At 37.1% G+C, this 22,713-nt stretch carries 20 protein-coding genes; 10 read left to right on the plus strand and 10 right to left on the minus strand.

Annotated elements, in window-relative coordinates; translation table 11 throughout:
• Positions 1-234, minus strand: a 234-nt coding sequence (locus tag AOB46_RS23720) for a hypothetical protein (RefSeq protein WP_206542264.1), incomplete at its 3' end; no start/stop codon positions are given.
• A gap of 126 nt (positions 235-360) precedes the next feature.
• Between AOB46_RS23720 and AOB46_RS16980 the strand changes: the two genes are divergently transcribed.
• The 5 genes from AOB46_RS16980 (at position 361) to AOB46_RS17000 (ending at position 6,710) form a co-directional block, all read left to right on the plus strand.
• Positions 361-1,527, plus strand: a complete 1,167-nt coding sequence (locus AOB46_RS16980) for a T9SS type A sorting domain-containing protein (RefSeq protein WP_062701571.1) — start codon at positions 361-363, stop codon at positions 1,525-1,527.
• Positions 1,528-1,678: 151 nt separating this feature from the next.
• A complete protein-coding gene (locus tag AOB46_RS16985) occupies positions 1,679-4,333 on the plus strand; it encodes a 4-alpha-glucanotransferase (RefSeq protein WP_062701573.1) in 2,655 nt (884 codons plus the stop codon).
• A 139-nt stretch (positions 4,334-4,472) separates the two neighbouring features.
• Positions 4,473-5,450 (plus strand): hypothetical protein, encoded by a 978-nt coding sequence (locus AOB46_RS16990; RefSeq protein ID WP_062701575.1) that lies wholly within the window; start codon positions 4,473-4,475, stop codon positions 5,448-5,450.
• A gap of 177 nt (positions 5,451-5,627) precedes the next feature.
• Positions 5,628-6,074 (plus strand): hypothetical protein, encoded by a 447-nt coding sequence (locus AOB46_RS16995; protein ID WP_062701577.1) that lies wholly within the window; start codon positions 5,628-5,630, stop codon positions 6,072-6,074.
• Between the two features lie 126 nt (positions 6,075-6,200).
• A complete protein-coding gene (locus tag AOB46_RS17000) occupies positions 6,201-6,710 on the plus strand; it encodes a ferritin (RefSeq protein ID WP_062701767.1) in 510 nt (169 codons plus the stop codon).
• A 52-nt stretch (positions 6,711-6,762) separates the two neighbouring features.
• Here AOB46_RS17000 and AOB46_RS17005 read toward each other — a convergent pair whose 3' ends face one another.
• The 4 genes from AOB46_RS17005 to AOB46_RS17020 all read right to left on the minus strand — a co-directional run bounded on the left by AOB46_RS17005 (position 6,763) and on the right by AOB46_RS17020 (position 12,237).
• Positions 6,763-8,025, minus strand: coding sequence for an erythromycin esterase family protein (locus AOB46_RS17005; RefSeq protein WP_062701579.1), 1,263 nt, complete (start codon positions 8,023-8,025; stop codon positions 6,763-6,765).
• Between the two features lie 123 nt (positions 8,026-8,148).
• Positions 8,149-8,388 (minus strand): hypothetical protein, encoded by a 240-nt coding sequence (locus AOB46_RS17010; protein WP_062701581.1) that lies wholly within the window; start codon positions 8,386-8,388, stop codon positions 8,149-8,151.
• 129 nt (positions 8,389-8,517) lie between these two features.
• Positions 8,518-8,919 carry a type VI secretion system tube protein TssD gene (tssD, locus tag AOB46_RS17015; RefSeq protein ID WP_082377205.1) on the minus strand — a complete coding sequence of 134 codons (402 nt, stop codon included), beginning with the start codon at positions 8,917-8,919 and terminating at the stop codon, positions 8,518-8,520.
• A 162-nt stretch (positions 8,920-9,081) separates the two neighbouring features.
• Positions 9,082-12,237, minus strand: a complete 3,156-nt coding sequence (locus tag AOB46_RS17020) for a UvrD-helicase domain-containing protein (protein WP_410470274.1) — start codon at positions 12,235-12,237, stop codon at positions 9,082-9,084.
• Between the two features lie 168 nt (positions 12,238-12,405).
• Between AOB46_RS17020 and AOB46_RS17025 the strand changes: the two genes are divergently transcribed.
• The 4 genes from AOB46_RS17025 to AOB46_RS17040 all read left to right on the plus strand — a co-directional run bounded on the left by AOB46_RS17025 (position 12,406) and on the right by AOB46_RS17040 (position 15,624).
• Positions 12,406-13,152 (plus strand): carboxypeptidase-like regulatory domain-containing protein, encoded by a 747-nt coding sequence (locus AOB46_RS17025; RefSeq protein WP_062701769.1) that lies wholly within the window; start codon positions 12,406-12,408, stop codon positions 13,150-13,152.
• A gap of 4 nt (positions 13,153-13,156) precedes the next feature.
• Positions 13,157-13,966, plus strand: a complete 810-nt coding sequence (locus AOB46_RS17030) for a hypothetical protein (protein WP_241489235.1) — start codon at positions 13,157-13,159, stop codon at positions 13,964-13,966.
• A 35-nt stretch (positions 13,967-14,001) separates the two neighbouring features.
• Entirely contained in the window at positions 14,002-14,817 is an 816-nt protein-coding gene (locus AOB46_RS17035) for a carboxypeptidase-like regulatory domain-containing protein (protein ID WP_241489236.1), read from the plus strand.
• A 72-nt stretch (positions 14,818-14,889) separates the two neighbouring features.
• The gene (locus tag AOB46_RS17040; protein WP_062701587.1) at positions 14,890-15,624 is read left to right on the plus strand and encodes an SIMPL domain-containing protein; all 735 of its coding nucleotides are present in this window, start codon (positions 14,890-14,892) and stop codon (positions 15,622-15,624) included.
• 78 nt (positions 15,625-15,702) lie between these two features.
• Here the strand turns inward: AOB46_RS17040 and AOB46_RS17045 are convergent, their stop codons facing one another.
• The 5 genes from AOB46_RS17045 to AOB46_RS17070 all read right to left on the minus strand — a co-directional run bounded on the left by AOB46_RS17045 (position 15,703) and on the right by AOB46_RS17070 (position 20,457).
• Positions 15,703-16,215, minus strand: coding sequence for a GNAT family N-acetyltransferase (locus tag AOB46_RS17045; RefSeq protein WP_062701589.1), 513 nt, complete (start codon positions 16,213-16,215; stop codon positions 15,703-15,705).
• A gap of 2 nt (positions 16,216-16,217) precedes the next feature.
• Positions 16,218-16,439 carry a PspC family transcriptional regulator gene (locus tag AOB46_RS17050; protein ID WP_034725857.1) on the minus strand — a complete coding sequence of 74 codons (222 nt, stop codon included), beginning with the start codon at positions 16,437-16,439 and terminating at the stop codon, positions 16,218-16,220.
• Positions 16,432-17,703, minus strand: coding sequence for a DUF2851 family protein (locus tag AOB46_RS17055; RefSeq protein WP_062701776.1), 1,272 nt, complete (start codon positions 17,701-17,703; stop codon positions 16,432-16,434). The genes AOB46_RS17050 and AOB46_RS17055 overlap by 8 nt, the downstream gene beginning before the upstream one ends.
• A 471-nt stretch (positions 17,704-18,174) precedes the next feature.
• A complete protein-coding gene (locus AOB46_RS17065) occupies positions 18,175-18,711 on the minus strand; it encodes a hypothetical protein (RefSeq protein WP_062701593.1) in 537 nt (178 codons plus the stop codon).
• A 75-nt stretch (positions 18,712-18,786) separates the two neighbouring features.
• Positions 18,787-20,457: a hypothetical protein gene (locus tag AOB46_RS17070; protein ID WP_117590585.1), complete on the minus strand. Its 1,671-nt coding sequence runs from the start codon at positions 20,455-20,457 to the stop codon at positions 18,787-18,789.
• 290 nt (positions 20,458-20,747) lie between these two features.
• Here AOB46_RS17070 and AOB46_RS17075 point away from each other — a divergent pair, with 290 nt between their 5' ends.
• Positions 20,748-22,496, plus strand: a complete 1,749-nt coding sequence (locus AOB46_RS17075) for a tetratricopeptide repeat protein (RefSeq protein ID WP_062701596.1) — start codon at positions 20,748-20,750, stop codon at positions 22,494-22,496.
• Positions 22,497-22,713: the final 217 nt, after the last annotated feature.

Genomic DNA, 22,713 nt, shown 5'->3' on the forward strand with positions numbered 1-22,713 from the left:
GAGTAGGCCGCCGCCAGTTTTTATATTATTAGAAAGTCTCATACAGCAATGTGTGAGACTTTTTTTTTGATTTATACACCAATGATCCTCCCTATCCCCCATAGCAGCCTTACCCCGCAGCATAAAAGGAAATACACCATGGAAGGAGGAGGAAAAGAGGATAACGGGAAAAACTCCTGAAAATGTACTTTCATTAGGATGCCTAAAAGGTAATAGATATACTTTAATTATCATACTATCAACATTAGGGTTGATTTTTTGAAAATATTGTCAAAATGGATTGAATTTTTTATGATTTTAATTTATAAATTATGTAACTTAGTCATACTAAAATGATTACGAATCTAAATTCTACAAAGTATGAAGAAACATTTATTACCTCTATTTTTGTTGTTATCAGGCGTATATGCCCAGGCTCAGCAGGATATATTTGCCATTGCAGGAAAGGATACTCCAAGTATTATTTTCAGTGATTTACGAACTATTGATGCTGCGAATGGAACTTCCGGGAGTAAAGTTTTTACTAATGAATCTCCCGCAAAAGTATTTTCACAATCGAGAAAAGGACCGGTAACAGAGGACAAAAATACATATGCTCATTCACAGGCGATTACAATGGCGGCTTTAGCTTACGACGCATCCAATAATAATCTGGTGTATATGCCCATGTTCTCTTCCAATATTTATTTTCTGAATCCTGACACCCAGGAGATTACTTTGGTAGAGAATACAGCGGTACGAGTGACTTCCTGTGATATAAATTCTCATATTACAAGAATGTCTGCGGGATATGACGGAAATATCTATGCAATGAACAATGCAGGTACACAGTTTCTTCAGATCAGTAAAAAAAACGGGCAATATACAGTAAGTGATCTTGGAATTATTCAGGATGATTCCTCAAACGGTAAAAATTCATTTACAGCAATGGAAACAGGCTTTGGTGGAGATATGATAGCGGATGCTGACAATAATTTTTATGTATTTTCAGCTTCCGGGAATGTTTTTAAAATTGTTACCAAAGAACTTAAGGCAAAATTTGTCGGTAAGATAACAGGTATTCCTGAAAACTATTCTGTAAACGGTTCTGCCGTGAATGCCCAGGGTAAAGTTATCATTGCAAGTGCTAAAGGGGCCGGATTATATGAAGTAGATTTAAAATCCCTGCAGGCCAAACCACTTCCTGGTGAAGAGAAACTTCACATTTATGACCTGGCCAGTAAATATTTTGCTAACGAGAGGATTGCATCATCTAATGCCTTGGCAGGAATTGATGTTTATCCGACAAGAGTGGATGAGCATCTTATCAATATTAGGATAAATGATAAAGCAGTGAAAGGAAATCTTAGATTTACTGTATTTGATTTTTCGGGTAAAAGTGTAATGAAACAGGATCTTGTTGTAAAAGACGGTTCACTGAATCAGGCGGTTGATCTGAATAATATAGCTAGTGGAGCCTATATGGTTAATATAACCAATGAATCCGGGAAAATATTGTTAAACAAAAAAATTCTTGTGACAGAATAAGTCACATAAATAATACGCAGAATTCTCGTTAACTTTGCAGAAAATTAAGACCCTTTTCAATTAGTTTTTGAGAAGGGTTTTTAATGATTATTTGATATTCAATAAGTTTTATTTTTCGATATTAAAATGTATTTTTATAAAAAAATCTAGGATGAAGCTATACTTTAATGTAGGATATAACGCCAAAGCAGGAGAGAATCTTCAGCTGGTAACCGTAGATGAGGAAAGTACCGCAGTACAATCCTATAGCATGTTTTATGCTGAAAACGGGTTGTGGAAATGTGAAGTAGATTATTTCTCAAGAACTGTTTCGTACAAATACCGGCTTACCGATGGGAAGGGAAATGTTCTGAGAGAGGAATTTGTACAGCATCATCTTAACTTCCCTCACAACTATAAAGAGTTTGTGATTTTTGATGAATGGAATAATAAAAACTTTCCCGAAAATTACCTGAACAACAAAATTCTTTATAATAAACTTAATACTTTTGTTCCTGAGAAAGTAACTGTTCTTAAAAAGCATACCCATCTTTTCAGAATTGAGGCTCCTATCTATAATCCTGACTGGAAAATTGTACTATTCGGAAGCACAGCATCTCTCGGAAACTGGAATTATGACAAAGCAATTCATCTTTCACAAACTGATTTCGGAATTTGGGAAGCTTCTGTTGAAATTCCTGAAAATGAATTTATTCAATTTAAATACTGTATTTATAACACCAGAGAAGGGAAAATAATTGATGTAGAAACAGGAGAGAACAGATTTACACCGGCGAATCCTTTGGGGGATGTTCTTCAGGTAGTTTCCAATCATTATTTCAGATTTAAAGGATATCAGATGTATCATGATGCCGGAGTAGCTGTTCCTGTATTTTCCCTGAGAAGCGAAAACGGTTTTGGAGTAGGTGAATTTTCTGATATTAAGGAGCTGGCGGACTGGACAAAGGAAACCAGTCTGGGAATTATCCAGATCCTGCCAATTAATGATACTACAGCTAATTATTCCTGGACGGATTCTTATCCTTACGCAGCTGTTTCTGTTTATGCACTTCATCCGCAGTATATTTCATTGGAAAATCTTGATTTTTCTTTACCGGAATCTTTAGTTTCAGAATATCAGTCTGAAAAAGAGGCTCTGAATGCCCTTGACCTCATTGACTATGAGAAAATGATCGAAGGCAAATGGAAATATCTGAAAGCGGTTTTCAATGCTGAGAAAGATAAGATTTATAAAGACAGAAATTTTAAGAAATTTATAAAAGATAACGATCACTGGCTGGTTCCTTATGCTGCCTTCTGCGTACTTCGGGATAAATATAAAACTCCGAATTTCAACGAGTGGAAAACCCATAAAAAATACATTGCAGGGAAAATAGCTCCGTTTTTTACCAGCAAAAACAAAGATTACGATGCTTCAATGCTTCATGCATGGGTACAATACCAGCTTCATTTGCAGTTGAAAGACGCTGTTGACTATGCTCATAGTTTAGGGATTTCTTTAAAAGGTGACCTTCCAATTGGTATTTACCGGTATTCTGTAGAAGCATGGACGGAGCCTGAATTGTTCGGGATGGATTTTCAGGCAGGAGCACCACCGGATCAGTTTACAGAATTGGGACAGAACTGGGAATTTCCGACGTACAACTGGGAAGCTATGAAAGCCGATGATTACAGATGGTGGAAAAATCGTTTCAAAGCATTGGAACAGTACTTTGATGCAATGAGAATTGACCATATATTAGGCTTTTTCAGAATCTGGAGAATGCCGGTTTCCGCTGTACAGGGAATTTTAGGATATTTCTATCCGGCAGTTCCTATTGTTACTGAAGAATTCAAAGCATGGAATATCTCATTTGATTTTGACCGGTACTGTAAGCCATACATCAATGACAGGATCCTGTGGGATTATTTTGGTGAAAATACTCCTGAAGCATTAAAATATATTAACCATAATAGTGACGGAACCTATTCATTTAAGGAAGAATTTGATACCCAGAGAAAAATAACCGATTTCTTTAAAAAGAACCCGGGAAGCTCAGTAGAAGAGAAGCTGATTTCCCTGTGTGCCAACGTATTGTTCCTTACTGAAGACAGAAACGGAGAAACGGTTTATCACCCGAGATTTAATGTTTATAACACAGAATCTTACAAATATCTGCCTGAATGGGATCAGAAAGCAATTTATGACCTGTATCACGACTATTTCTTCAGAAGACAGGATCATCTCTGGTATGAGAAAGCCATGGAAAAGCTTCCGGTGATTTTAAATGCAACCAAAATGCTGATCTGTGGAGAAGACCTGGGAATGGTACCTTCCTGTGTTCCTGTTGTCATGGATGAACTGGCTATTATTGCTTTGAAAGTACAACGTATGCCTTCGGAAAATATTCCTTTTTACAATCCTAAAAATGCAGGTTATATGAACGTAGTAACAGCTTCTTCCCATGATAGCTCTACTTTACGGCAATGGTGGAAGGAAAGCCCTGCGCTCACACAGAAATATTTTAATCAGCAGCTTATTCAGTATGGAAAAGCGCCTGAGGAAATGGATGCATATCTGGCAGAAATTATCATGAAGCAGCATCTTTATAATGATGCTATGCTTGCTATTTTCCCGATTCAGGAGTTTCTGGCAACAGATCCGGAACTGACGAATAAAAATATAGATAATGAAAGGATTAACGATCCTGCAGTATTTCCACATTACTGGCGCTACAGGATGCATCTGAAACTGGAAGAGCTCAAAGACAGTACCAACTTCAATGAAAAGATAAAGCATTGGATAAATGATAGTGGCAGAATGTAAAATTAACAATTGATTATCAGTTGGTTAAAAATAAATTGAAAGAAGTTTTATCTTAGGATTTAACTTCTTTTTTTTATTTACATCAAAGAAGTAGAATAGAGATATTCTGCTATATATTAACCAATTAACGACTATTGAGATGAAAAAAATATTTTTGGGATTGGCTTTGGGACTGGCAGCTTTGTCTTCCGCCCAGCAATATCCAAATAACGGATGGGGAGACGATGATTATTATCAGAATGGGAATGGCTATTATACTGATGAAGATGACAGAAATTATTTCCCAGATGATTATTACTATAACTATCCTCAGGATTATTATCCAAGTGATTATTACCAGAATTATTATAACGACTACCGGAATAGTATTGTAAATATCAACTGGAATGTTTTCTTCAGACAAAACGGACTGAATCGTTGGCAGATTGATCAGATTTTGAGACTGAATAATCTGTACGCAAGTTTTTCAGCGTGGGATAATTTCTACCGATATAATCCGGACAGATGGTACTATGACAGATTTTATGCCCTGGAAAGAATTTTAGGTCCAAGAATATTTGTTGTATTTCAGAATAATTATTACCATGGAAGAAGCCCGATTGTTTACTTTCAGAATTACAGAAGAACCTATTATGCTCCGAGATATGCGGTAATGCCGAGATACAGAAATGTTAATATCAATATTTATCGTGTTGACCGATCAAGATTCCGCAGAATGGACAACCCTAGTTTCTATGCATTCAGATCAAGTGACAGACCAAACAACGGATTCAGAGGGGGAGTAAGAGACGGAGGTAATAGCGGAGGCTTCCGTAATCAGACAGATAACAGAAACAGATCTGATAACTTCAATGGTTTCCGAAATGATAATAACGGGACAAGAAGTAATGGCGGATTCAGAAGAGAGTCTGATAACAATAACGGAACCAGAGGCGGATTTGGAAATAATGGAGGTTTCAGAGGAAACAGTGATATAAAAAGAGAGTCTCCTAGAAGAGAAAATAACGGAGGATTCAGAGGAAATAATAATGGTTTCAGATCTGAAAACTCATCTCCGAGACCGCAGAATAATAACAACAGCTCCGGAGGCTTCCGAAGCAGGTTAGCGAATAATTAATTTTCATATATTATATTTAAGTGGTGTGAAGGACAGATTCCAGGATCTGTCCTTTTTTTTGTTTTTAATTATTGTTTTTATAATATAATTTAACATTTTTTATGAATAATATCATTTAACTTCTGTTTTAACTTATAATCAAAAAGATGTAGAATAATTAATTAAATATTTTTTAAGATGAAAAAATTAGTTTTAGCGATAGCAATAATGGGATTGAGCGGTTTAGCAATGGCACAACAGACTACTCCTCAGGACAGACAGGCAAGAGCTGCTGAAATGAAACAGAAAATGCAGCAGAAGGAACAGGAACGTATGGCGCAGATGCAGAAAGATCTTAATCTAAACCAATCGCAGGTAGCTCAGATCAAAGCGCTTCACGAGCAGAGAAAAGCTGAAATGAAAGCCGATTTTGAAAAAAATAAAGCAGAAAGGATGGCTAAAATGGATGAAATGAAGGCTAGGAGAGCCCAAATGGATGCCGATATGAAAAAAATTCTGACGCCTGAACAATATGATAAATGGCAGGCTGACAGAAAAGCAAGGATGGAAGAGAGAAGGGTAGCCATGAAGGATAGAAAAATGATGAAAAAACCGATGAACACAGCTGTTCCTGATGCAAAATAAACGTTCATAATTTTGATTTTTTAATGTGTGAAGGATGGGATTTTTCCCGTCCTTTTCGCATTAAATTTCATTAAAACTTTTGATTTCGGGCTTTTATTCCCTATTTTTGACTATAAATTTATACTTATGGTCAGCGAAAAAATTGCAAAATTAATTAACGAGCAGATCGCTCACGAACAATATGCCGCACAATATTATCTTTCAATGTCTGCCTGGTTCTCAGGACAGGACCTTGACGGAATTGCCAATTATTTCAGAGTTCAAAGCAAAGAAGAATTGATGCACGCAGATAAAATGTTTGATTATCTGAATGATGTTGGTGGAGAAATCATTATCGGGGAAATTGCAAAACCACCACATCAGTTCGAGAATGCAACAGATATTTTCGAAAAAGCACTGGAACATGAGAAAAAAGTAACAAAAAGCATTTTCAATATTGTAAAGAACGCTAATGATGAAGGAGATTTTGCAACAACATCTTTCATGCAGTGGTTTATTAATGAGCAGGTGGAAGAAGAAGCAAGCGCTTCGCAGTATGTGACGAAGATCAAGATGGTATGTGATAACCCTTCTGCATTATATCTTTTTGACCAGGAGCTGGCTCAGAGAGTTTTTACTCCTGATACTACAGCTTAATACCAATATACTAAAGAAACATCCCCGCTGTTCGGAGAACAGCGGGGATGTTTTATTTTTCTAATAGTCTGGAATGGGCAGACTCTTTAATGAAGATAAGATAATCAAAATCAGCAGAAATATTGGTTTTCTGAAATTCTTCGGAAACAACTGTGGAACCTGTTCTTCTGAATCTTATTTCATCCCTGGTTATCCATCGGGCTGCCTCACTGTTTTCTTGTCGGAGGCTTTTAAGATCAAGTACAAAAATCGGTATATCTAGTGAGTTCAGCAGGTATTCTGCTGTACCTTCATAGGCTGTTTGGGCAGGAAAAGAGCCGACTGTTCTGGACTTTTGGTCAAAAGCTGTATAATTTCCACTGTAAAATGTAAACCCGAAAGTGGTATAATCATTTTTTAGGTCACGTTTTAAATATTCTCCCATCTTTGCTTTATAGTTGCTGATATGCCCGTTATGGGCAGAAACAATCATTCTGGCATCCGGATTCTGAGAATGAATCCACCCGATATTTTGGGCCATGTACAGATCCCTCTTCATGGCTGATTTATCTGTATTCTGTTCAATGATACGAAGATTCTGAAGAAACCAGTTCTTTTCTTTCTCATCTTTTATTTTCCGGGAAAATAGTTTGAGATTTTCAAGAAGGATATTCAGAGTTTCTTTCTGGTCGGAGGTAATATTGGTTTTTTTAGATTTTCCATTACTCTGTTCATCAATTGCTTTGATAACTTCAGACAGCTGTGTGATATCGTCCTGCGGAAAACTGTTTACAGTGCAGATTTTCTTTATTTCTTCTATTGCCCCGCCGGTATATAACATATCAAATCCTGTAAATTGTACTTGACGAGAACCTGTCTCATTATACTTTTTAATCCAGTTTACTATCGATAGCATTTCTTCAGTCTGCCAGATCCAGAACTTCATTCCTTCCAGAAAAACTTTAGGATCACCTTCTCCATTCATCGTAAATTCGTTCATCATGTAGGATTCAGGCATAGAAGCCTCAAGAGAAAAAATACTGAAATTATTATTGGGAATCAGATATCTTACGAGCCGGTCTTTCATCTTGTAAATCTCGCTGGAGCCGTGGGAAACTTCTCCCAATGCAACAATTTTGGAGGTTCCAATGAGGTTGTCAAATATCTTCAGATCAGAAACTTCAGGATATTCCGGTTCAACAGATTTTAAAGGATAAATAAATTTTTTAAGATAAGCTTTCTCTTCTTCTGTCAGGTTTTTTTTCTGTGCCTGGGTATTGAAAGATATTAGAAAAACGAACAGCGTAAAGATTATCGGATAACATTGTTTTTTCATGGGTTATTTTTGTTCCGCAAAGCAAAGCCAAAAAACAGCTCTTGAAAAAAAACTATCCATAAAATTTTATTAAATTTTGTTTTAAAAAGTTAAAAAAATGAAGTTTTAATGAAGAACAATATTTTATCTTTCCCGACTTGGCCTCTGTATCCTTATAGAAATAAAGAAAGAGAGAATAGCTGCGGGAATGCTATATATCAAAGCAATAAAAACATTTCCCGTAGGCATATACCGATGGCCATCTGTTGTTATGGGCGGATTGATATAATCGGCGGCTTCATAAACTGCAACAACTGCAATAATCAGTGTGATAAGGCTGATAAGAAAGGAAGCAAGGTATATTTTCATGGTAAGTGTTTTCATGTTTATCCTTTAGAAATAAGAATGTTATCGGGATTATAACTAAAAATAGGATGAAGAATTATTGACGCTTTAAAAATAAAAAAACCACCTTTAATTAAGATGGTCTTTATATAGGAGGCTAAGTAAAAATTAAGATGGCCAAAGACCGTCATACTTAGAGTTACCGTAATCAATAGTTTCTGCACTTACAATAAAGCTGATCAGCATACTGTTTTCATCCACCGCATCAAATTCCACCTGATGCTGGATAACATAGCCATTTTCCCAGCTTAAAGTAATCAGGGTACCTTCTTCGTGGGATTTGTTGAATGTAATTTCTCCAGTGGTTGGCTTATATTTTCCGTTTAGTAAGCTTTCCAGAATGTCAGATTTTTCAGTTGCTTCTACCGTAATTTTAATAAGTGCATTAGAGGGATCTGAGGCTACGCGTCCTGAAACGTCTGTAGACCTTGATACGCTGTAGTTCAGTTTTAATAATTTCTGACCTTCCCCGCCATTGAATTTTAAAATTCCTCTTGAGTTTGCTGCCATGATAATAAATTTTTAATGGTTAATAATATTTGTATCAGTGATTGTACAACAAAAGTATATTACTTTACATTATTCTGAAAATTTTTTCGCATAACTTTCAGATTTTGTAGTACTTCTACGATTTGATGTCGTACTTCTACGATGATGGCTAATATAAAAAATTTAAAGATAGATCAGCTGTATTTTCAAAACTTTTCTTCCCAGCTTTTCCAGAATATTCCGGTATCCTTCAATCTGGAGCTGGTCTTTTTCTGTGGGTTCTCCGGTTTTGAAATCTACAATAATATACCCTTCATCATTTTTTAAAATACGATCGGGCCTGAACAGATGGCTTTCCCCATTTTCAGAGATCATGATATCCTTTTCATTAATCACCTGCCAGCTTTCATCAAAGAATTCGGCATACTTTTCAATAATATACAGCAGGGTTTCTTCAATTTCGTTTTTCTCTTCCAGAGTGATTTGTCCTTCCATTACATAACGTTCCAATACCTTGGCGATATCTTTCTTCGTATTGATTTTTGAAAGAAGCTCATGTACAAAAAGCCCGATTCTTACTTTTTCATTCCGGACCTGGTAGTTTTTAGACGGCGTTGCAATTTTGATAGATGTGCTCTTTTCATTACCATTTTTCAGCTGCTGGATATCCTTGGTTTTAAAAGAGGACGTTTTGTCTTTTGAATGTTTCCTGAGACTTTCAGGAGAAGTTTCGTACAGATCAAACTCATCCGCCTGTTCTGTATTTTTTCCATTAAAAAATTCCAGGAGTTCAAGGTTGTTGGATGTTTTATTCGCTTTCTGTAAATAAAAGAACAGCTGCTCAACAGGGCGGGTTGTGGCTACATACTGAAGGCAAAGTCTGTCAATAAGGTTTTTATAGGAATTTTTTTTGTTGAATTTTTCAATTTCTTCATCATAAACTTCCAGTGTTTTGCTGAACTGACTGATGTTAACCGATTTTAAAGCATCATCATTCTGAGTGTCAAACCAGTTGGTAAACTCACCATCACGGTTTTTATTCATCATCGGAATAAATACAATCGGGAATTCCAGCCCTTTAGATTTATGGATGGTCATGATCTGTACGGCATCAATATTTTCTGAAGCCTGAATGGTGTAGGCAGAAGCTTCTTCATCCCAGTATTTCAAAAATTCTTTGGTACTGGCTCCCGCATTTTGGGTAAAATTAAAAAGCATTTCAAGAAAGTTCAGGAGAAAATCGGTTTCTTTATTTTCAACAGAAAATTCATTGATATAATATTCCACAAAATTATACAGGTTGAACCTTGGGAAATGATCCTGCTTTAGCTTTAGTGCATATTTTGTCTGGATGAACTGTAGAATTTCCTCATGTTTTTCAATCTCCAAGATTTCTTTCATTTCCAGAGTGAAATCTGCCATATGAACCCTGCCTAAAGTATTCAGATAATACATAAGCATGATCAGATTAGTCCGGTTTTTGGGATTAATCTCCCATCTCAGGAATTCAATAACTGCTTTCAGGGTGTTTGAAAGTTCCAGAGTAAGGCCTTTATCGGAAATTGTTTTGATATTTGTTTCTTCACCCCGATAATTTACTTTCAGGTTTCCCAGTTTCTGCGAATAACTGAAGATATCAAAATTCCCACGGCATAAGATCGTGATATCAGAAAACTTAAATCCGTTGTCAAGACATTCCTGAATATCTTTTCGCATTCTTTCAGAAGTGTCGTTGTAAAAATCTTCATTGGTAAGGTTCTCAATGAGGCTCACCTTTACACGGCCGTCAATCTTCGACTTCGGGTTTTGCTCAGCATCTGTCCCGAAAATATTCTGATGCTCCTCTTCCAGTCCTGCAGAATGATACCGATAAAGCTCATTGTTGAAGTGAACAATATTTTTAGCGCTCCTCCAGTTATCTTTCAGTACCAGAAGATCAGCCTGTTTAGGAGCAAATTCCTTTTTATTGATAATATCCAGCATCAGCTTACTCTCTCCGCCACGGAACCTGTAAATACTCTGCTTGGGATCTCCCACCAGTGTAAAAGAAGTATATTCTGTAGAAACACTGTGATCACGAAGCGGAACAAAATTCTGCCATTGAAGTTCCGAGGTATCCTGAAATTCATCAAAGAAATAATGCTGGAACTGGGAACCTACCTTCTCATAAATAAAAGCAGACGGTTCATTCCTGAGATTTTCGTTGATCAGAATATTGAATTTTGATAACAGCACCAGATCATTCTCCTCTTCAATCTTTCTCAGCTCATCCTGAATATCCTTATTAACCTTTAAAGGCAGCAGGGCAGACAGTATCTTTTCTTTCTTTTGAGTTTCAATATATAAAAGAATCAGCTGCATCCTGTGATCAAGAAGCTGATCGAGAATCTCAAAAATTTCAGTCTCCTTATTCTTAGATTTAGAAGAAGCCCCTTTTCTGTAATTATTGAGAACTGATTCTTCCTGGGTTGTAGGGAAAGGAAAGCCGGGTCTTTTCTGCTGGTAAAAATCAATAACTTTCGTGAAAAATCCTCCGATTCCGTTTTTACCCTGCGCAAAGTCTTCAATTTCTATATTTCTGGAGCGGAATAACTTTACAGATTCTTCAGCCAGCTCCGCCGATCTTTTTTTATTCTGAACAATCTCTTTCCGAAGCGTGTTTTTGATGTTCTCATAATTTGTATCATCAAAATTTTTGTTGCTTTTCAGATGTTCATAGTGGATGTCCTTTACAAACTCCTTAGCAGAATCGTAAAGGTTTTTATTCAGGTTGATCCTTTCGTTGTTTTCAAGGCTGTAATCCACATAATCCATGAAAGAGCTGGAGATGGCGTCATTTTCCCCGATCTGATCAAGCATTTTATCCACAGCCTCAATCAGAAACGGTTCTGCCTCAATTTCCAGATTAAAGTTTTTTGCTAAACCCAATTCATAGGAAAAGCTTCTTACCAGTCTGGAATTGAAACGGTCAATGGTTCCGATGTTCAGGGTTGAATAATTATGAAGCACATAATCCAGTAATCGTTTGGAACGCACATGAAGCTCATCAATGGTAATTTTCAGACCTTCCGCTTCAAATGCCTGCTGGATATTTTTAAGATCCGCATTATCCGCGAATTGATCCGCAGTGAAGTTTCCCAGCCATGACAGGATTCTTTCTTTCATCTCATTGGCAGCCTTGTTGGTAAACGTGAGGGCCAGAATATTCCTGATCGACTGCTGCTGATTAGGATAACGGAGACAGATCATCAGAAGCCTCTGGACAAGGGCATATGTTTTTCCCGAGCCGGCAGAAGCATTGATAACCGTATAAGAATTGTGCATTGCTGAATTTAGAATTGAGACTGCAAGTTAACTAAAATTTAAGTGAAATTTTAACAATTGTAAAGCGCTCTTTAACACTTTTAAAGCCAAAACTCAAAAAGAAATCCTAAAACACGTTAACTGTGGTTAAACTTGTGGTTTGCGTTAAAAATAATTTTAGATTTGTTGCATAAAAAACTGCCCGTGAAACTTAAACTATTCTTTATTTTATTCACTTTCTTTTCCGTCTGTTCCTATGCCCAGAATTATATTTTTGGTAAAGTATCTTCTGAAGATGCTTCTGAAATGCCTGATGTAACGGTTATCAACATAAGAACGGACGAAAGAGTGCTTACCAATAAGGACGGACATTTCATGATTTCCGGAAGGGCAGGAGATGAATTACGCTTCGTAAAGCCCGGATATGTGCGGCTTGTACAGAAAGTAACCAAAGAAAATATCGAAGCCTCCATCAATATAATTCTGGAAAGAGAAACGATACAGATTGCTGAAGTGGAAGTAAAGAAGGGCATCACCGGTGATCTGAAGATTGATTCCAAAAATCTTAACAGGCCCCAAAAAGTAGAAAAGCTGATCAAAGATATGGACCGTTATATTGCCCAGAAATCAGATCCGAGAATACTTGCCGCAAAACCGGGGGAATTTGTACAGCCTAAAGGTGCTGGGTTCTCCATTGGAAAAGTGAAAAACAAATGGGATGATATTGATTTGGAGAGCTACCTGAAAACAGCCCTCGGTGAACAATATTTTGCGGATCTTAAGATTGAACCAGCCCAGGTAGACCATTTTATCAGCTATGTTATAGCAGGAGGCTTCGAAAGAAAAACAATTCTGAAATACGGATTCTGCAGTGATGGTGACCTGAATCGTTTTAAACGGTTTGTAATGATGAGAATTTCTTCTTACAGAGCCCCACAGACGAAAAAATAACCCTATGAAAATGTATAGTAAATACTGTCTCAGCGGTACTCTGGTCCTCCTATCTGCCGTGGTTTTTTCACAGCAAAAAGTGACGGGGAAAGTTACAGATAACAGCAATGCCAATATCAATCCGGTCCTGGTGATCAATATCTCTAATCAGAAAAGTGTATTAAGCAGTACATCGGGAGATTTTACCATTGATGCCTCAGAAGCCGACGAGATCAGATTTGTAAAAGAAGGATATTACCGCTTTGATAAAAAGGTTTCAAAAGAAGATTTCAATACTCCTTTGTATATAAGCCTTAAAAGGATGGAAATAGAAATCCCTGAAGTAAAAATAACTTATACACCTACAGGAAACCTGGAGAAAGACAGCAAATACCTCAGTGAATCAGGAAGGGTTGCTGCTTTGAAATCAGGATTAGGCGAATACATGAGAAGCCCTTTGAATGAACCGCTGCCGGATAATTCTATTTCCAGCAACTTTAAAGGGCACGATTTTAAAGCCGGATATGTAAATGTGTTCGGTGTTCTTAAAGTAGCTGCCAACTTTATTAAAAAATCAAGGAAACCTAAAATCACCAAAGCCAATTTTACGGAAACACAGGATTTTATCAGAAGAATTAAAACAGACATCGATCTGGGGTTCCTTAGAAAATACGGAATGGAAGATGAGCAGATCGACCGGTTTCTTATTTACGCCAATGGGACACGAACCATGGCAAAGAAATACAGGAAAGATTTTAAAAAGGATGTTATTGTAATGGAGCTGCAGATAGCTTTTGCCGAATACAGCAAATTGAACAAACTGGATAGCCAATAACTGTTGTGAGTTTATTACATTTGAAATAAAAAGAATTGGATTACAGATACAGGAATATTGAATTTTTTAAAGGAAAGAAAATTTTTCTTTTCTTTATTTTCCTGTTCAATACTTTCTTTTCCCAGCAGACCGTTACAGGCCGTATCACAGATAACGATGGCGAAAGTATAAGTTCGGTGATGGTCATTAATATGTCTACCGACCGGAAAATATATTCTGATGCAGAAGGCATTTTCGCTATTGAAGCTTTTCCCAATGATGAACTGAGGTTTGTAAAAGAAGGTTTCAATAGAGGATCTAAAAGAGTGCTTGTTGATGGTATTAATTCACAGCTCCAGATTACTCTTATTCCGATACCAAAAGATGTTGGAGAAGTAAAAGTGGTGAAAAAACCAACAGGAGATCTTGCCGTAGATTCCAGATTGGCTGCCAGGGAAGATAAAGGTGAAAAAGTCCGACAGGCGGTAGGTCTGCCTCAGCCCGTAGGCAAAATGAGGGAAAGACCGGCTGAAGTTAAGAAAGTTTTACTGCCAATCCTTTTAGGATCTTTGGATGTACAGGGAGCTTTTGATCTGATCAGCGGTAAGGCAAGGAGGCAGAAAAGAAAGTACAGATATGATGATCTTCAGACGGATATTACCTGGGTAACAGATAGAGTAGATAAAAATTATTTTACAGATGCAGGAATTCCTGCAGATAAACTCTCTGAATTTATAGAATTTTCATTTGCTGAACAGCCTTTGGTTCGCAGCTATGTAAGATCCCGAAATATATCCGGTGCATTACTGAAAATGGAAGATCTGATTCCTGTTTTTGTTGAACGTCTGAAGCAGCGTAAAAAGCAGGGGTAATGTTAAAGACTCTAAAAAAAGGAATGGAAATTGATGTAAATACTCTTTAAAAATACATCAAATCAATATTTTATGAACAAAAATAATATCGCGGTAGCAATAGCGGCATTAGGGTTTATTATCGGACTTGCCTTTCTGGGCAACGCTGTTAAAAACAGGAATAAATCCGAAAATACAATTGCTGTGACGGGACTTGGAACGAAGCAGTTCGTATCCGATCTTATTACATGGTCCGGAAGCTTTTCTAAAAATAACATGGATTTAAAATCGGCTTATGATGAACTGGCGCTGGACCGGAAGGTGATTCATGATTATCTGACCTCAAAAGGAGTGAAAGAAAATGAGATTGTCTTTTCTTCTGTAGACATTCAGAAACAGTTCAGAAGCTATAACGATTCCAACGGAAACTATGTGCAGGGTGAATTTTCAGGCTATAATCTTACACAGAAAGTCTCTATTGAAAGCAAAGATGTGGCAAAGATTGAAAACCTTTCCAGAAACATTACCGAGATCATCAACCGCGGGATTGAATTCACTTCATCCGCCCCTTCTTATTTTTACACTAAGCTGGCTACGGTAAAGCAGGAAATGATTGCAAGCGCTACAAAAGATGCCAGAGAAAGAGCCGAAAAAATTGCCGAAAACTCAGGAAGCAGCCTTGGAAATCTTAAAAAAGCAACCATGGGAGTCATTCAGATTACGGCTCCTAATTCCAATGAAGACTATTCTTATGGCGGAACCTTTAACACCTCTTCCAAAGAAAAAGAAGCCAGTATTACCATCAAACTGGAATATCAGGTGAATTAAAACGAAATTCTCTAATCCTCAAAGGGATAAAGAACATAAAGCAAAACGCCGGAAATATTCTCCGGCGTTTTTATATTTTCAGTGATAGACTACATCATAAATTTCCTCTTTGATTTCTTTCAGGTGCTCGGGAGTATAGTTGGCGAGCAGCCACAGATCTAGTGGTTTTTTGCCTTCCCCGTAACTGGGCTGTACATACATTTCATCAATCAGGGTAAAGCCGTTTTTCTGATAAAAAGCATAGCGTCTTTTAGCATCTTCTCCCAAATGATCCGGTTCTATTTCTAAAACAATTCTGGGGTAAGTCTTAAACAGGTATCCTGTAATGTGTGAACCCAGCTTTTGGCTTCTGAAGGCTTCAAAAACTTCAAAATGTTCCACAAAAACATAAGAACTCAGCTCCCAGATGATCAGATAGCCTATCGCCTGTGATTCATGAAGTACAGCTATTACTTTTACATGAGGATGGGAAAAAAGCGCCGTAAACTGGTTCCAGTCTCTTCTTTCATTTTCAGGAAAGGTTGAGGTATAAGAAGAATATATCTCCTGAACTCTATAATCTTCAGCGGTAGTAATTGGTAAAAATTCCATAATTATAAATCAAAAACACTCGGTCTTCTGGTAATAAAAATATCTTTGATCCAAAGAGTGAAAGCCAATCCAAGATAGATCAGAAAGAAAAAGCCGGCAGTGGCAAAAGTAGAATAAATAAAAAATATTCTTAGCTTGGATACAGGAATTCCCAGTTTAGCTCCGGTTCTCGTAAGAACACCGAACCATTCTCTTTCCATCTTATGGCGGATATTATCAAACATTTGCAGATTCTTTTAAAAGTTTAAATCCAATACTGCAATTTAAGCAATTTTTTTCGGTACACGAATGTTTGTAGTGATAAATCAGACTCTGACTTTCCAAAGCATTTTTACAGTTTAACCCTATTTTTTTCCACCCGGAGATTATCGTGTTTTTTTCAGCGCTTATATTTCTGTAAACATCAAGAACTTCATCAGCAATTTCTTCTTTATGATGTTGGAGATAGGTATATTTTAAAGGAAGAACAGTATTCAGGATAACCAGTTCAATAAAATCCCTGCTCAAAGTTTTAGGCTGAACCTTCGAGATCGTTCCAAAGTTAAAATGACAATCCCAGTAATCCGATGCTTTGATGGATGAAAATACATGGTACAGTTCTTCTGCATTTTTTGCTTTGATAAGTTTTGAAAATAAATTCTGATGCTGACAATAAAGATCAGCAAGCTGAGAGAGGCGGATGGTTGGAAAATTAGATGGACGCAGCCGTAAAAACTTCGGATGAAATTTAAGGTTGGTAATATTGAATTTTTTGCTTATGAATTCAAATTCCCGCTTCCAGATCATCATTTGCCCGTCCAAAGGCTTATCAAGCCATCCTGCCATTCCGAAAAAAAGAGATTCAAGCTGTAGTTCATTCTGTCGGATTTTATTGATAATAGTAAAATCAATGCTTTCAGCAATCTGTCTGAAGATATGAGCATTTACCATTAACCCGAAAGAGTAGGCAAGACTGTGAAAAAGTACCGCTTCAAAATTATTTTTATGAAGATTCAGACTTCTTTGCAGCTCCAGGGATTTTTCATCCAGTTTTTTCAGAATATTTCCCTCATGGAACACAATCGGAATTTTAGCGGGGTTGAAGATATTTTCACAGGGAATAAAAGTCTTGCCGCTTACCAGCTTTTCATATTTCCACAGAATCTTTTCATCAATATGGCCTTTCAATTCCAGAGTAGGAATATTGCGGTGGCTGAGGTCATCAATTTCTGTATCATTCAGAAATACCACATGAAGAATAATATTCCGGTAATTGGGATCTGTGGAATGATTGTGAAAGACCCAGTCTGATGTTCTTACGTGCAGCTCTATATTGCCGGCAATCAGAAGTCCTTTTGTCTTAATCTGTGCATCGAGAAAATCCGGGCCTGCATTGGTATTCCATTTTCCAAAATGGATGATCTCAACAGTATTACCCTCAGTGTCTCTGAAGTTAAAATGCCGGAAAATTTTATAGTTCCAAAGGTATTGAAGAAGTTTTTCTGTCATAAGTGTTACCATAAAAATACTCCAAATAACAAATACTTTATAACAGGTTTTTGAAATTTCCGGCAGGTGTTCTATATATTCTTTGATGGAGAGAAAGAAAGTTTTTCAAATCTTATTTTTCAGCCTGTTGTTTCATTATCCTTTAGTTTTTGAATGAAAATTATACAAATGCTCTTCGGGAAGTGATATAAAACCTCCGGAAACTGATTTACTTTTTCCATATCCGGATTTTCCCGATGATAATCCGCTTTGATTTACCTTTTTCTTTACGTTTTTGAAAATCTGAAAAATAGCTCTTCCACATGTTTTACGCACGTAAATTGGAAACGTGAATCAGGATTTTTCACCTGGATTGGCAAATTGGGACGCTGGCATTCCGAAGAGTCATCGAATTCAGAATGATCAATAAAATGGAAATACCCTGAATCTCTTAAGAACTCCAGGGTATTTTTTCAGACTTTCCGTTTCGCTTTAATTAGGAGCCCAAAAAGACCACATACTCCCATTATATACTGCCAGGCGTTTATTGGTGGCCCCATTTACATACACCATCATTCCCGGAGACGGACTGGGAATATTATTAACATCCGTTACAATAGGAAGTACCATTGCTTTTGTAACAGATTCCAGTACCAGCACACCGTCTGCGGCAGATGAGCTAGCCCCAATAATAGTTTTTTTTGAAGGATCATTATCCGTAACTGTAGGTTGAGCCGTTAAAGCAGCAGAAATATCACCGTTTTGACCGCTGAGATCAACCCAGCTTCCATTGTAATATTTTACCCGTGCATTGGCAGGATCGGAAGCATCCAGCAGGATGGTTCCTTCTGTGGGAGATGCCGGAAGAGTTTTTACATAAGGAAGTATAAGTCCCTTATTACCGGTATTGGGAAACTCCAGCAAAACAGAGGTCTTGTTAGTGGCTGTGCCTGTAGCATCACCGATAATGACCTGTGAAAACAGATGTGTTGAAAGCATTAAAACGCTTGCTATGATTATTTTTTTCATTATCCTTTTGTTTTTTTATGGCAGCATTCAGTCTGCTGTTCCGTTTTTCTTAATTTTATAGCTCTCGTCAATGAATTATGGGCATGACGCTGTTGAGAAACAGCTCCACGAGTTTCCGGAATAAATTTTTAAACATTTGGCTGTGGTATCGTAAACCATCATGCCCTCTACAGGATTCGTAATTCCCGCAAGTTCAGCTGTGGATACTCTGGTAATGACAAAACCTTTGGAATTGGATTCCAGAACGGCATATGCAGATTTTCTGATCATAGGCCAGCTACCACTATCTGTTCCGGCTCTTTGTAATAGGGTTATTCCAAATTTGGTGTCAGTACCGGCACTTGAAGTGTTGGCAGGATTGTAACAGGCAAGACAAGAATTGAGTACTGTGGCATCGTTTGCAGTTGTTGTAGCAGGATTATCCGAAGGAATCTGATCGTTAGGCAGATTAAGTGTTTCCACTCCATTATATTTTACAAAGGCCTGGTTGGAAAAACTAAGTCCGATACTCGCGGCGGGATAGGTGTAGTTGAGCACTATTGTGCAGGTACTCTGTCCGTCCATGATAGAATCTGTATTTGAAGGGGCGGTACGGATGGGCAATCCTGTAGTACTCAGTGAGGTAAGCTGTGCAGTGGTGAGGGCGGTTCCGTTTCTTGTACCGCTGGTTAGTGTAAGTCCGGCTGGGGTGGCATCTTTTAGGATGGCACCTGAAACCATAGATGCAGTAGTATTTTGTACAGTGATGGTATAGCTAATGGTATTGGTATTACAGTTACGGGTACCTGCTTTTTTCACTACCAGGTTAGGTGCAATTCCACTGAAGCAGGATGCCATGTCTAGTGTATTGGACTGTTGAGCCTGTGCGAAGTTTGCGCCCAAATTGGTTACAGCTCCCGTGCTCACATTGTAAATACTGCTAGCACCGCGTATAGGAGAAGTATAGCCTCCTCCGCCAATCATTAAATTGCCATCAGGCAGGAAAACAAGGGAGCTGCTGGCTGATGCTCCTCCTGCTGCATTAATATTGGCCAATACGGTACCAGTAGTGCCCACTCCGAGATAAACCCCGTTGGCGTCGTATTGGGCTGGGTACATAATTAAGGTGTTAGAATTAGGGTTGACGCTTTTAATAACAATAATATTGCCCAGAGCATCAAACACAAAGTCACTCTCGCCTTGTACCAATGGTGAAAGTCCGGTGATTACCGGTTTCGCACCCGCAGCAAGGTTATTAGGATCCAAACGATAGAATCCCTCTACGGAAGGGGCAGCTGGTCCGGTAACATAAAACCAAACGCTGCCGTCTATTGGGTTTACTGCTGCACTCTGACAGGCACCAAAGCTAACATTAGTACCATCCGTATTTTTAAATAGCGCCCACTCACGATTTGGCGTGTAAGTGCCATCATTATTAACCTTCATAGAGTAGATGTACCGGGGACCACCTTGATTGGTGCTATACCAAAGTGTACTGGTAGCAGCACTAAATGCTAATGATCTTGGGATATCGTTAGCCGCTCCCGTCCAGGTAACACCGTTATAGGGGCTGGTATAGAAACCAGCACCCTGCACCATCATCTGGCCTGTATCGGTAACAAAGGAGGTGGTGGGGTTTACGGTCTGAAGCCTTTGGCTATTGTTAGTAGCGTAAATAGGTCCGTTTACAGAGCATTGGGCATAAGCCAATGAGGAATATGCACTGCAAAGCAGAAGTAGTGTCTGGGTTATAAAATTCTTCATCATACGTTAGTGTTTTTAGAATTCTCGCGTTTCTTCTTTATTCTAAATATCGTCTTATTATTGAGAACAGGTATGCATTTCAATTCATCCGATGCCCAAAAATATTTATAGAAATTATGCGATAAGACTTTTAAAGTGTTAATTGTTGTTAATTAAAAAGCATTTTATCTTGATGGAATGTTAATTTTTTTATTTATAAACAATTGATAATCAGGTTTTTATTTTTATGATTGTGTTAATTATGGAATATGAAAAGAATAACGTAACTTTTACTTTGTATTTTTGAAAATTATATGAACTCAAATTATTCTCCTGTAATCAAGTTTATTGCTTTGTTGGCAATTTTCTTTATTCTGCTGGCTTCCTGCAATACATCCCGACATGATGGTGATAATTACCTTTATAAAATTCACGATGAGGTTTCGGCTGCCGGGAATAAACCTCAGAAAATCATGAAAATAGTCAACAGAGAACTTGAAAAATATAAAAAGAGTGGTGATCGTCTTTACCTGATCAGTAGTAAATATTGCGACCTTTTTAATTATCAGGGCGATATTGAAATAGAACAGGTTCCTAAGGCTTACGAGCTCCTGGGTTTAAATAATGGGAAATACAATTTTATAACAATAGCCTGTAATTTTAGCCTGGCCTATAAATTTGTGAATACTTCACCTGATCAGTCCATGCAATTTCTGGACAGCGCCATAGAGGATGATGAAAAGACAGGTAAAATGTATTTTTTACCCCATATGTACCACCTGAAAGGGAAATTGTATTACGACAAAAAAGAGTATAATAAGGCCCGGCTATATTTTAATAAGGCTATGGAATATTACATAAGGAGAGGAAAAGAAAGTGATACCCTGTATATTGCCTCTATGTACAGCAACTTGGGAATGGTGTATAAAGAGACCAATAATATAGATTTAGCGATTGAAAAGCTGCAGAAAGGAATTGATATTCTAAAGAAAAAGAAAAACCCTGATTCTGAAGACAGATATCATATTCAATTTTTCAGCGGTAATCTTGCCTCTTATCTTATAGAAAAAAAAGATTACCCGAAGGCTGAAAAATTACTAATCACAGAATTGGAATATTGTAAAAAAAATAATTGCTATAATGATGCTGTGATTTCTTCTCAACGTTTGATTAGCATTTATAGCATTACTGGACAAAAAGACCAATATGACTCAATCATTAATTTCCTGATCAGCTTAGAGCCCCAAATAAAATCCATAGACTATAAAATTGTTACCAATGAAGTTTTCCGGGATTACTATGCGGATAATAATGATCTTCACAATTTAAAATTAATTTCAAAAAGGCTGGAATCTTTACAGCATGAATATTATTCTATTTCGGAAGAAAGGCTGCAAAAGTCCTCTAATTCGTTATACAAATATGTGCTAAAAAAGACACGCCAGGAATATGATGATAAAATTTCCGATAATAAAAATAAAATCGGGATACTTTTGATCCTGATCTTACTCACTGTCGCGTTTTCAATCTGGAAAATCATTGATATAAGGAAAAAAAATAAAGAAGAAAAAGTGCTTCTGGAAAATCAAAAGCTCGAGCTGGAAGATAATAAAAAGCTTTTGGAACAGGATGTTCAGCTTCATAAAGAAAAAAACAGAAATCTTAATCTTAACCTTAATCTGAAAATAGAAACCGAAAAAGCATTTCTTGAGAATCTTAAAAAAATCAGGAGAACAAAAAACACCAACATAGATGAAACTTTAAAGGATCTGCAGTTCAAAATAAACAGTTTAATTCAGATAGATAAGAAAAATGATAATCTCATTAATGAAAGTACATTAGAAAACAAGCTTTTTATGAATAAGCTTTCTAATCAATTTCCCTCCCTTACGGAACAGGAACTTAAACTATGTGTTTATTTTAAACTGAATCTTTCGTCAAAAGAGGTTTCTTTGCTTGAAAATATTACCTCAGGAAGTGTAAGGGTATATAAGACCAAAATAAAATCGAAAATGGGTTTAGAAAAAGGACAGGACTTAAACAGTTTTCTGAATACAATTTAAAGATATAAAGTACGGGTAGGAATAGAGAAGTATACCAATCGTCATCAATTTTAAATACTCCAAAAAAAAACATTCCAAAATCGTATTCTTCCGGTCTGAATAGTATGGGTTTACTGACTGCGTATAAAAGACTGTATAGAAAGTTTTTCAAATCTTATTTTCCAGTTTGCTGTTTCACTGGCGGCAGTTTTGAATGAAAATATACAAATGCTGTGGG

This window comes from Chryseobacterium indologenes, assembly GCF_001295265.1.
GTDB classification, from domain to species: Bacteria; Bacteroidota; Bacteroidia; order Flavobacteriales; family Weeksellaceae; genus Chryseobacterium; species Chryseobacterium indologenes_A.